Annotated in this window: 10 protein-coding genes and 1 pseudogene; 5 read left to right on the top strand and 6 right to left on the bottom strand. The window is 67.3% G+C overall.

Features of this window, described 5'->3' with window-relative positions; all coding sequences use genetic code 11:
- Positions 1-224: hypothetical protein (locus WB461_RS03485; RefSeq protein ID WP_423851331.1), on the bottom strand; the 224-nt coding region annotated here is incomplete at its 3' end.
- A 158-nt stretch (positions 225-382) separates the two neighbouring features.
- On the opposite strand from WB461_RS03485, the gene WB461_RS03490 reads away from it, so the two are divergent.
- Positions 383-1,687: a DUF2254 domain-containing protein gene (locus WB461_RS03490; RefSeq protein WP_423851332.1), complete on the top strand. Its 1,305-nt coding sequence runs from the start codon at positions 383-385 to the stop codon at positions 1,685-1,687.
- 3 nt (positions 1,688-1,690) lie between these two features.
- Positions 1,691-2,572: a potassium channel family protein gene (locus WB461_RS03495; protein ID WP_423851333.1), complete on the top strand. Its 882-nt coding sequence runs from the start codon at positions 1,691-1,693 to the stop codon at positions 2,570-2,572.
- 24 nt (positions 2,573-2,596) lie between these two features.
- On the opposite strand, the gene WB461_RS03500 is transcribed toward WB461_RS03495, so the two are convergent.
- The 4 genes from WB461_RS03500 to WB461_RS03515 form a co-directional block, all read right to left on the bottom strand.
- Complete coding sequence (locus tag WB461_RS03500) at positions 2,597-2,980, bottom strand: hypothetical protein (RefSeq protein WP_423851334.1); 384 nt, start codon at positions 2,978-2,980, stop codon at positions 2,597-2,599.
- Between the two features lie 61 nt (positions 2,981-3,041).
- Positions 3,042-3,641 (bottom strand): acetoacetate decarboxylase family protein, encoded by a 600-nt coding sequence (locus WB461_RS03505; protein ID WP_423851335.1) that lies wholly within the window; start codon positions 3,639-3,641, stop codon positions 3,042-3,044.
- A complete protein-coding gene (locus WB461_RS03510; RefSeq protein ID WP_423851336.1) occupies positions 3,638-5,080 on the bottom strand; it encodes a flavin-containing monooxygenase in 1,443 nt (480 codons plus the stop codon). The genes WB461_RS03505 and WB461_RS03510 overlap by 4 nt, the downstream gene beginning before the upstream one ends.
- Positions 5,077-5,676 carry a helix-turn-helix domain-containing protein gene (locus WB461_RS03515; protein WP_423851337.1) on the bottom strand — a complete coding sequence of 200 codons (600 nt, stop codon included), beginning with the start codon at positions 5,674-5,676 and terminating at the stop codon, positions 5,077-5,079. Before WB461_RS03515 ends, WB461_RS03510 begins: the two co-directional genes overlap by 4 nt.
- 57 nt (positions 5,677-5,733) lie before the next feature.
- On the opposite strand from WB461_RS03515, the gene WB461_RS03520 reads away from it, so the two are divergent.
- Positions 5,734-7,452: an FAD-dependent oxidoreductase gene (locus tag WB461_RS03520; protein ID WP_423851338.1), complete on the top strand. Its 1,719-nt coding sequence runs from the start codon at positions 5,734-5,736 to the stop codon at positions 7,450-7,452.
- Positions 7,453-7,458: 6 nt separating this feature from the next.
- Here WB461_RS03520 and WB461_RS03525 read toward each other — a convergent pair whose 3' ends face one another.
- On the bottom strand, positions 7,459-9,402 hold the full coding sequence (locus tag WB461_RS03525; RefSeq protein WP_423851339.1) for a PAS domain S-box protein: 1,944 nt from the start codon (positions 9,400-9,402) through the stop codon (positions 7,459-7,461).
- 136 nt (positions 9,403-9,538) lie between these two features.
- Between WB461_RS03525 and thrS the strand changes: the two genes are divergently transcribed.
- Both thrS and WB461_RS03535 read left to right on the top strand, forming a co-directional pair.
- A complete protein-coding gene (gene thrS, locus WB461_RS03530) occupies positions 9,539-11,530 on the top strand; it encodes a threonine--tRNA ligase (protein WP_423851340.1) in 1,992 nt (663 codons plus the stop codon).
- A gap of 16 nt (positions 11,531-11,546) precedes the next feature.
- Positions 11,547-11,812: pseudogene (locus tag WB461_RS03535) on the top strand (HIT family hydrolase); the annotation flags it as partial.

Below are 11,812 nucleotides of genomic sequence, written 5' to 3' on the forward strand. Positions count from 1 at the left end.
ATGCTGAACTGGCCGATCGTGAAGCCGTCGTCCGACGTGAGCCCGATGACCGAGTCGTCCGACGTCAGCCGCAGCAAGAACATGGCGAGACGGCTCCCGCCGCCGATCACGATGATGCCGACCGGCACGCCGGCGAGAATGACTATCCGCAGCAGCTCGCCCAGTTCCTGGAGATAGGTCGCTGGCTCGCTGGATCTGCGTTCATGGACGATGCCCGCGCTCATCCGACCAGTAAGGCACGCCGCCGGAGAGGAGGTCAATCGCGCACACCTGTGGCTGACGCGCCTCGAGGCCCGTCAGCCGCTAGGTTTGGAGATCAGCGAGAGCGCGACCTCGTGAGCTGGCTGGCGACCACATTCAGCAACGAGAAGGGAGTGCGGGAATGCTGTCTCGCATCACAGCGTTTGGTGACCGACTGCGGAGCAGCCTGTTCTTCGTCCCGATGCTCTGCGTGATCGTCGGCATCCTTTTGGGTGAGGCGATGCTGGTGGTCGACTCCCTGGTCACCGGCATCGACACCCGCCTGACCGCGACGGTGGACAGCGCCCGGACGGTCCTCACCACGGTGGCCAGCGCGACGCTGACCTTCGCGGGCATCGCGTTCTCGGTGAGTCTCCTGCTCATCTCGCTGGCGTCGAGCCAGTACTCGCCCCGCGTGGTGCATGGCATGTTCCGCGACCCCTTCAACAAGCGGGTGATGGGTCTGGTCATCGGCACCTTCACGTACTGCCTGATCGTGCTGCGAGCGGTGCGAGGCTCGCTGGAGGACAGTGGCGACGCAGTCGTCCCGAGCGTCTCGATCCTGCTCGCAGTGCTCCTCGGGATCGTGTCGATCCTGTCGATCGTGGCGTTCATCAACCATGGAGCCCACTCCATGGACGTCTCGAAGATCTTGCGCCGCGTCACCGACGAGGTGTTGAGCCAGGCCAGCACGGCTTGGCCGGAGCCCGAGTCGGACGACCCCCCCGACACCGGACGAGACGGGACACCGAGTCTGCCGGACGGTGCCTTCGCGGTGCGCTTCTCCGAGTACGGCTGGGTGCAGAACGTGGACTACGAGCAGCTCTTGGAAGTGCTGCCGCCGGGGTCCCGGGTGCGGTTGGACACCTTCGCCGGGCAGTTCGCCATCCAGAGCACACCCATCTGTCACATCTTCCCGCCGCCCGAGGATCCGGAGGATCTGAGCGATGCGGTCCGCGGGACCGTGATGGTGGGGGAAACCCGAACCTTGCAGCAGGACGTGGCCTACGGCGTCCGTCAGCTGTCGGATGTGGCGTTGAAGGCCATGTCGCCCGGCATCAACGACCCGACGACGGCTCACGATGCGATCTCCCACCTCGGCGCGGTGCTGTCCGATCTGCTCAGGCGCCAGCCACCAGCTCGGCAGCTGGCGGGTGAGGACGGCCAGGTGCTCTGGATGCCTCATGCCACCACCCACGAGCAGCTCGTCGGGCTCGCCTTCGACGAGGTCCGAATGGTGTCCCCGGAGCAGTCGACGGTACTGATCTATCTGATCGATGTGCTGTACGACCTCGAGCAGGCGCTCCACGGACTCCATCGCGCCAGCGCGGTCGGTGCCCTGCGGCGTCAGGCCCGACTGATCCGGGAGATGAACGAGGAAGCTGACGTGCCCGATGCCGATCGTGAACGGGTCCGGGTCGTCTATGCCCGGCGTTACCGGGACTGACCCATGATGTGGATCGCGTCGATCATCGGTGCGCTGATGATCGGCACGGCTCTGCGGGACGTCTTCCACACACTGTGGCATCCCGGCGGGTTCGGGTCTCTCACGCGCTTGATCTTCACTGGCGTCTGGCGGGCCACGAAGCTGATCGGTCGAAAGGACAGCACCACCACCATCGCCGGGCCGCTCGGCCTGCTCGCCACGCTCGGTGTCTGGACGACATTGCTGGTGTGCGGCTTCGGCCTGCTGTACTGGCCTCACATGCCGTCAGGGTTCAACTTCGGCAGCTCGCTGACGCCGCTGACGTCGTCAGATCTGTGGGCATCGCTGTACCTGTCGGTGGTGGCCCTGACCACGCTCGGTCTGGGCGACATCCAACCCGACACGGCTCTGTTGCGGCTCCTCGTGCCGATGGAGGCACTGTTCGGCTTCCTCCTGCTCACCGCGGGGATCTCATGGATCCTGCAGCTGTATCCGGCCCTCATCCGTCGTCGCGCCCTGGCTCGCCGGCTCACGACGATGGCTGAGCACAGGACTGCTGCGATCATCGAGGGCGCCGAGGCCAGTGTCGCCGTCCAGTACCTGGAAGGTGTGCGTGGCGATCTCGCCAGCGCCGAGATCGACTTGATGCAGTACGGCGAGTCCTACTACTTCCGCGAGGTCGTGTCCGCAGTCTCCTTGGCGGCATCCCTGGCGCACGTGCCGGAGCTGGTGGAGGCGGGGCTGCGCTCGAGCTCCGCCGAGGTCCGCAACGCGGCGCGGATGCTCAACTCTGGCCTGGACGAGCTGCTGGCGCTGCTCCGCCGGGACTTCCTCGGTGACGTGGGCGACCAGCACCACACGCTCGCAGCCTTCGCCCGCGACCACCAGCAGCCCTTCGTCGACTGAGCACCACGGTGGGGCTGGGTGCGGCTACTCGCCGGTGCAGTCCGAGTAGGCCTGGGCGAACTCCTCGGTGTCCTGCATCGGCGCGACATCGGGACGGCTGATCTTGCGACCCGTCACGGCGAAGTACTGGTCGTCGTAGGCAACGAGCCGGCTTCCATCGTCACAACGTGTCACCTCCTGGACGCCGGGTGCTCCGTCGCTGAGACATGACGTGTAGGTCGGCGACAGTGTGGCGCCGACCTTCCAGACGTCCGCACAGTCGGGCCCAGTGGCGCCAGGTGGCTTGGCCGAAGTCGTCGACGACGAGGGTGCGTCGGGGGACTCGGGCTTGTCGGACACGCGGTCGGACGAGGTGCAACCAGTCAGGATGAGGGTTGCCGCGGCGACCAGCAGGGCGAGTCGGGTCATGGCCCCGATCCTAGGCGCTGTTGGCTCGCACGGCAGGCGGCAGTGAACCCGTCTGATCGCGTCAACGACGGCCGAAGATCAGACGGAACGGCTTGGCAGCCAGCGTCAGCAGCGGCTTGCGTCCACTCAGGAACCCCAGTGGCCCGTCCGGCGCGAAGGACCATCGGCCGCTGCCGACGCCGAGCCGGACCCGTCCGATGACGGGAGAGAGCAGCAATGAGCCATTCCGGTCCTGGGCGATCCGGAACCGAGCCGGTACCGGCCACGGCAACCGGCGCACCCGACCGATCGCAAGCGAGCCGATGCCGTTCGCAGCGTACGAGGCGTGCGGGCTGATATCGAAATCAGCGAGATCCTTGGGAATGGCCCACAAATCACGACCACCGTCGCGCGATGCCGGGCTGTTGACCCAGATGTGCGTGATCGACACTCGAGGTCGCCAGCCCTCGCGGACCAGCACGCTCGACAGGATCTCGTCATAGGTCAGCGGGCTAGGGTCGTCGTAGACGAGGAAGGCCGCGCTGACGAGAGCGCGCCCGAAGATCGTGACGGTCCGGGTCGCGGGGGAGTGCGGTGCCGGAGCGCGGTCCCGCGGCACCAGCCACACCCCGACGTAGGCGTGGCCGTGCAGGTCCCACGGTTCTGCCGGATAGCTCGTCATGCCCAGTGGAACGCGCTCGGCTCCAGCACCTTGGTTGCCTTCGCGAACGGCAGGGTGGCGCCGGGCCAGTTCGACGTGATGCGGCCCGACCGGTGGCGATACCAGTTGTCGCAGCTGCCCCAGACCGAGTGATCCAGCTTGTGCGAGAGCTCGCGGTCGTATGACTGCTCGGCTTGCTCGGTGACCTCAATCGAGGTGTAGCTCCCCGCCTCGAGTCGGTCGATGGCCTGCCGCATGTGCTTGGCCTGCGCCTCGAGCATGTAGATTATCGAGCCGCCGCCGAGGTTGGTGTTGGGCCCGTAGGTGATGAACAGATTGGGGAAGTTCGGGACGTACATCCCGAGGTAGGCGTGCGCGCCGTCGGCCCATTGGGTCGAGAGCTTCTGCCCGCCGACGCCGGTGATGTCGATCGACTCCAGGAAGTCCTGACTGTCGAATCCGGTGGCGTAGACGATCGCGTCGACCTCGTGCTCCACGCCATCGGTGTCGATGACTCCGGTCGGTGTCACCCGGGTGACTCGGTGTGGCACGACCTGCACGTTGTCCTGGGCGAGCGCGGGGTAGAACTCGTTGGAGAACAGGATGCGCTTGCAGCCGATCGGATAGTCCGGCGTGAGCATGGCCTGCAGCGACGGGTCCTTGACCTGCTTGCGGAGGTGGTGCTGCGCGATGGCGTGGTTGATCCGGCCGACGTGCGACTGGGCGTCGAGGCCCCGCGCGAACTGCTCCATGATCGCCCAGACCCCACCACGCTCGAGCCGCTGACTAATCGGCAAGAACTTGAACAGCGCCTTGTGGACGCGCGTGTAGGGCTTGTCGGGCTTCGGCATCAGGTAGTTGGGGGAGCGCTGGAAGACCACGAGCCGGCTCGCGTCGCGGGCCAGGTGTGGGATGAACTGGACGGCGCTGGCGCCCGCGCCGACGACGGCGATGCTCTTGCCGGAGGGGTCGAACGAGTGGTCCCACTCGGCGGAGTGGAAGGACGTGCCGGTGAACGAGTCGACTCCCTCGATGCCCGGCAGGGCGGGACGCGACAGCTGCCCGACCGCGCTCACCAGGACGTCGACGGTCTCGACGGTCTCGTCGTCGAATCGGACCGCCCAGGTCGAGCTCTCCTCGTCCCACGTCGCGCCAATCACCTCGGCTCCGAATCGCACGAGGGGAGTGATGCCGTGCTTGTCCGCCACGGACCGGATGTAGGCGTGGATCTCGTCCTGCAACGCGTACCGGCGCGTCCACCGCGGGTTGGGCTCGTAGGAGAACGAGTAGAGCGGGGAGGGGACGTCACAGCCCGCGCCCGGATAGGTGTTGTCCCGCCACACTCCGCCGACGTCGTCGGACCGCTCCCAGATGCGGATGTCGGTGTGCCCCGACCGTTTGAGCTCGACGGCGACGGCGAGCGCTCCGAACCCCGATCCGATGATGCCGATGGATGTCATGCGCGGGTTTCCTTCGTGGGGTGGTCGTTCTGGACGAAGAGTAGGACAGTCGTGGTGAGCAGGTCGAGCGCCTCGTGGCGGGTGAACGTTCCGTGCTGGAGCCACTCGCGGCAGACTGACTTGGTCAGGGCAGCGGTCGGCCGCAGGCGGGCGCGTAGATGCGGGTCGTCCGGCAGTCCCAGGGCATCGAGGACCAGTCGAGCGGCCCGGTCGTCGGCCTCGTCGACGATGACCTGGAGGTCGGAGCTGCCGTGCAGGTTGGCGGCGCCACTGGCGGCGACCCAGGCCTGGCCGTACGTCGTGGCGGCGTCAAGGATCCAGTCCATCGTCAGCCGGGCTCGCTCCTGCAACGGCTTGCCATCGAGCCCGTCGAGCGGCCGCTCCGGCATCAGAATCGACTCGCGCATGACCTCCAGGAACAGCTCGCGCTTGTCGCCGAAGTAGTGGTTGATGAGTCCGCGGGCAACACCGGCGGCTTCGGCGAGCTCACCGGTGGAGACCGCGTCGAAGGGGCGTTCGGAGTAGAGCACGCGCGCCGCCTCGATGATCTGCTGCCGGCGCTCGGCCGGTGCCAGACGTTGGCGGGTGGCGGTCACGTGCCAAGTTTCACGCCCTATTGGCAGAGTGTCAACAAGGGACGTAGGGTGCTGCTCATGAGCAAGCATGACTATGACGTCCTGGTGGTCGGTTCCGGGTTCGGTGGCAGCGTCGCAGCACTTCGTCTGACCGAGAAGGGCTACCGGGTCGGCGTCATGGAAGCCGGCCGCCGGTTCACCGACGAGCAGCTGCCAAAGAACAGCTGGCGGGCCACGCGCTATCTCTGGGCACCGTGGGCCCGGTGCTTCGGGATCATGCGCATCACGCTGCTGCGGGACGTCCTCATCGCGAGCGGGGCCGGAGTAGGCGGCGGTTCGCTGGTCTACGCCAACACGCTGTACGAACCGCTCGACGCGTTCTATCGGGATCGGCAGTGGGCTCACGTCACGGATTGGAAGGACGAGCTCGCGCCGCACTACGCGCAGGCCAAGAAGATGCTCGGCGTCACGACCTATCCGGGCACGAGCCCGGCCGACGAGCGCCTGCGGGCAATCGCCAGGGACTACGGCGTCGAGGACACGTTCCATCCCACGGAGGTCGGCGTGCTGTTCGGCGCGGGACACGGTGTGGGACCGGGCGCCGGGATATCGGATCCATTCTTCGGTGGAGCGGGGCCCGACCGGCGCAGCTGCATCGACTGCGGAGCTTGCATGACCGGCTGCCGTCACAACGCCAAGAACACCTTGGTCAAGAACTACCTGCACCTCGCGGAGGGCGCCGGGGCCACGGTGCACCCGATGACCACGGTCACCGATGTGCGGCCGCTGGCTGACGGGACCGGCGCCGGCGGCTACGCGGTGCTGACTCGCCGCACCGGAAATCCGCTGCGGCGCCGTGCCTTCAGCGCCCAGCACGTGATCTTCGCCGGCAACGCGCTCAACACCCAGCGCCTTCTGCACACCCTGAGAGCCGGTGCACTGCCGGAGCTCTCGCCGCGGATCGGCGAGCTGAGTCGCACCAACTCGGAAGCGGTGCTCACCGCCCGGTCGATGCGCAAGGACGCGGACTTCACCCCTGGCGTCGCGATCACGTCGTCGTTCCACCCCGACGAGCACACCCACGTCGAGGTCTGCCGGTACGGACACGGTTCCAGCGCCCTCAGTCTGATTAACGCCCCGCTCGTCGATGGCGGTCACGGCGGCTCGCAGCTCGCGGCGGTGTGGCGGGCGTATCGCGCGATCGGGCTGCGTCGGGCCATCGCGATTCACAATCCGCGGCGGTGGGCCGAGCAGTCGATCGTCGTGCTGGTGATGCAGGCGCTCGACAACTCCATCACGACGTACCTCAAGCGCGGGCTGTTCGGCCGCCGCATGACCAGCAAGCAGGGTGTCGGCGACCCGAACCCCAGCTGGATCCCGATGGCCAATCGCGTGACCCGCGACCTGGCCGCCAATAACGGCGGCAACCCCGGCAGCTCGACCGCAGCTCTGGCCGGCATTCCCATGACCGCGCACTTCATTGGCGGTTGCGTGATCGGCGAGTCTGCCGAGACCGGGGTCATCGACCCCTATCAGCGAGTATTCGGCTATGCCGGGCTGCACGTGGTCGACGGCTCGGCGATCACCGCGAATCTGGGCGTGAACCCTTCGCTGACGATCACGGCCCAGGCGGAGCGAGCGATGGCCTTGTGGCCCAACCATGGCGAGGCCGACGCGCGGCCGGAGCTCGGAGAGCCGTACGTCCGGGTACCGGAGGTCGCCCCACGGTCGCCGGCGGTGCCGGCCCACGCGCCCGCGGCGCTCCTGCTGCCGGTGCCGCAGGTGCCGCCCGCCTGAGGCCGATCAGGCCAACGGGAGGGTCAGCACGAACGTGCCGGCCGGGTCGATTGGGCTCCCCGGCTCGTACCGGGCGTCACCACCGTTGGCTCGGACGAGCTCGCGGACGATGAACAGGCCGAGCCCGGTCCCGCCGATGTGATCGCCGGTCGCGAACCGTTCGAACAACCGGGGCAGGATGTCCGGGTCGACGCCTGAACCCGAATCGCTGACCCGGATCTCAGCCACCTCTCCGGCCAGCCCGGCGGCGAGTGTCACAGGCTGCTCGCCGTGCGACAGCGCGTTGTCGATGAGGTTGTCGATCGCCTGACCGATTCGGTCCGGGTCAGCCAACACCTCGATCTCGGGGCCCGGAGCGATGCTGATGTCCACGTCTGGTCGCGAGGCCTGCGCATCGCGGACCGCGGTCTCGAGCAGCCGACTCATCGGCGTGGGCGCGCTGTCCAAGGTCAGCGAGTTGGCATCCAGCCGGGAGGCGGTCAGCAGGTCCGAGAGGAGCCGCCGCAGCCGTGTTGCGCTGGTGCTCATGCCGTCCAGCAGCCCGGCTCGCTCGTCTTCGGTCAGCTCGGTCCAGTGTCGGGAGAGTGTCTCGGCCGAGCCGCCCAGGACGGCGGCTGGCGTGCGCAGCTCGTGTGACGTGACCGCGAGGAACTGTGTCTGGTCGGCCAGTGCCTGGCGCAGCCGGTCGTTCAGCGACTCCAGCTGGGTGTTCGCCTCAGCGAGGGCCGTCGCGGTCCGCTCGCGTTCCTGCTCTGCGAGCCGCCGTTCGGTGATGTCGCGCGTGACCTTGGCAAATCCGATGTGCACTCCGCGGTCGTCGAACACTGCCGAGATCAGGACGTGGGCCCAGAACTGGGTGCCGTCGCGCCGTACGCGCCAGCCCTCCTCCTGATAGCGACCTTCCGACAGCGCAATGGTGAGCTCGTGCTCTGGATGCTGCGCCAGCTGTCGGTCTGCGGGATAGAAGATCCGGAAGTGCTGACCGATGATCTCCTCGCGGGTGTACCCCTTGCTGCGCTGCGCTCCCGGATTCCAGCTGACGACGATGCCCTCGGGCGACAGCATGAAGATCGCGTAGTCGTCGACGGCCTCGACCAGGAGCCGGAATCGGTCCTCGCTGCGGCGCAGCTCGTCCTCCGCTGCTCGTTGGGCGGAGATGTCCTGGACCTGGAGGAAGATGTAGAGCGCCTGCCCCTGGGAGTCACGCACGGGGGCGAGCGCCACGAGGACGGAGCGCGAGCCCGCGGCACCGACAACCTCGTGCTCGATGTGGATCAGGTCGACAGAGTCGGTGTTGATCTGCTCGAGCGCGGCTTCCAGCGCGTCGGCCCCACCTGCAGTCAGGGTTGCGTAGTCGACCCCCACGAGATCGTCCAGCGGGTGCGCCAGCAGGCGGGCGAGGGCCCGGTTCGCGCGCACGATCCCGCCGGTCAACGTCATGGTCGCCATGCCGATGGCAGCCTCGTCGAAGACCTCGAGGAATCGCTCGAGGTGCTCGTCCAGCACATTTCGGCCTTCTGCCGGTGGGGCCAGGGGGGACACCGAGGCCAGAACCGGAGCGGGGTCGTGGGGCTCGGCATCGAGCAGCGCACGCAGCTCGGCGGGCAGTCGCGAGACGGGCATGGACTTCTCGAAGAAGGCCGTCGCCCCGAGCTGGCGGGCCCGTTCTTCCAAGCCGTCTCGCTCGAAGCCTGAATAGATCACCACCCGCGTTCGCGGCGAGACAGCAAGGATTCCGGGCAGCGCGTCGAGTGCGTCCAGCGTCGGCATCGACATGTCCAGGAGCACGATCTCCGGCTGGTGGCGGTGCGCAAGACCGATCGCCTCGGTCCCGTCTGCACCATCGTCGACGACCGTGAGCAGTCCGGACAACCTGATGTGCGTCTTGATCAGCGAGCGCACCTCGGCCGAGTCGTCGATGACGACGACGGTCGGCTCAGAAGTCCCCATGCCTTCCATCCTGTCGCGACCGGGGCGGATGTGCGAGCGCTGCGGGCAGCGTGGGAGGCATCGCGGTGCTGCCCTAGGGTGGTGGCAAGCAGCACGCGCCATTCGTAGGGCGCGTCGAACCGAACCGAGGTGCTCCATGTCCGAAATCCAGATCGTCCTACCCTCCCCGTCGGATGCGGGTGCTGAGGAACGAGCTGTCGAGCAGGGCACCAAGGCGTGGCAGCTGTTCGCCGAGTCCCCGGACATCATCGCGGCGCGGGTCGGTGGCGAGCTCAAGGACCTCGCATACGAGCTGGTCGACGGCGACCACGTCGAGGGTGTTGCGATGGAGTCCAAGGACGGCCGGGACATCCTGCGCCACTCCGCCGCGCACGTCATGGCTCAGGCCGTGCAGGACTTGTTCCCCGATGCCAAGCTGGGGATCGGACCGCCGATCACTGACGGCTTCTATTACGACTTCGACGTCGCCGAGCCCTTCGTGCCCGAGGATCTCGACAAGATCGAGTCGCGGATGCGCAAGATCATCAAGGAGGGGCAGAAGTTCGACCGGCGAGAGATCAGCGACGACGATGCCCGCGCCGAGCTTGCCGACGAGCCGTACAAGCTCGAGCTGATCGGTCTCAAGAGCGCCGCCGGCGACGCCGCGGAGGGGGCCAGCGTCGAGGTCGGAGAGGGCGGCCTCACGATCTACGACAACCTCAAGCGTGACGGCTCCCTGGCGTGGAAGGACCTGTGCCGCGGACCGCACCTGCCAACGACCAAGCGCATCCCGGCGTTCACGCTGATGCGAAGCGCGGCCGCGTACTGGCGTGGCAATGAGAAGAACAAGCAGCTGCAGCGCATCTACGGCACCGCGTGGGAGAACAAGGAGGCTTTGGACGCGCATCTGCACCGCATCGAGGAGGCGCAGCGCCGGGATCATCGGCGCCTCGGCACCGAGCTCGACCTGTACAGCTTCCCCGACGAGATCGGATCGGGGCTGCCGGTCTTCCACCCCAAGGGTGGCGTGATCAAGCGCGAGATGGAGGACTACGTCCGCCGCAGGCACATCGAGGAGGGATTCGACTACGTCGGCACGCCGCACATCGCCAAGGAGGAGCTGTTCCACACCTCGGGACACCTGCCCTACTACGGCGAGGGGATGTTCCCAGCGCTCGATGTCGACGGCAACGACTACCGCCTCAAGGCCATGAACTGCCCCATGCACAACCTGATCTTCCGCTCGCGTGGGCGCTCCTACCGCGAGCTGCCGTTGCGCCTGTTCGAGTTCGGGCACGTCTACCGGCACGAGAAGTCCGGCGTGATCCACGGCCTGACTCGGGTCCGCGGCTTCGCGCAGGACGACTCCCACTCGTACGTCACGCCCGAGCAGGCGCCGGATGAGATCAGGCACCTGCTCAACTTCGTCCTGAGCCTGCTGCGCGACTTCGGCCTGGACGACTTCTATCTCGAGCTGTCCACCCGCGACTCGTCCAAGGACAAGTTCATCGGATCGGACGAGGACTGGGCGATCGCGACCAAGGTCCTCGAGGACGTGTGCCTCGAGACCGGTCTCGAGCTCGTCCCCGATCCCGGCGGTGCGGCGTACTACGGGCCCAAGGTGTCGGTGCAGGCCCGTGACGCGATCGGTCGGTCGTGGCAGATGTCGACGATCCAGTACGACTTCAATCAGCCGTCGCCGGAGCGGTTCAACCTCGAGTACGTCGCCGCCGACGGCACGCGGCAGCAGCCGGTCATGATCCATTCGGCCAAGTTCGGCTCGATCGAACGATTCATGGGCGTTCTGGTCGAGCACTACGCGGGCGCCTTCCCGCCGTGGCTTGCTCCGGTCCAGGTCGTCGGGATCCCCGTCGCGGAGCGGCACGCCGACCACTTGTACGCCGTTGCGGAGCAGCTGAAGGCCAAGGGCATCCGGGTCGAGGTGGATGACTCCGACGAGCGGATGCAGAAGAAGATTCGCAACGCCCAGACCCAGAAGGTGCCCTTCATGGTCATCGCGGGCGACAGCGACATCGAGGCCGGCGCGGTCTCGTTCCGCTACCGCAGCGGCGAGCAGGAGAACGGCATCGCGATCGACGATGCCATCGCTCGCATCGTCGAGGCCGTCGAGTCGCGGGTCCAGGTGTGAGCCGCGGAGTGCTCCGATGAGCGGCCACCAGGACGGGGTGGGGGAGTCCGACGCGTTCGAACGCCTGTGGACCCCGCACCGGATCGTCTACATCAAGGGTGAGGGCAAGCCGCAGAGCTCTGACGAGGCGGACTGCCCGTTCTGCCGGATCCCCGGCATGGACGACGCCGAGGGCCTGGTCGTGCATCGTGGTGAGACCGCCTACGCCGTGCTCAACCTGTATCCCTACAACGCCGGGCACCTCCTGGTGTGTCCCTACCGGCACGTCGCCGACTACACCGA

Origin of the sequence: Aeromicrobium sp., from assembly GCF_049587115.1 — a bacterium.
GTDB lineage: Bacteria > Actinomycetota > Actinomycetes > Propionibacteriales > Nocardioidaceae > Aeromicrobium.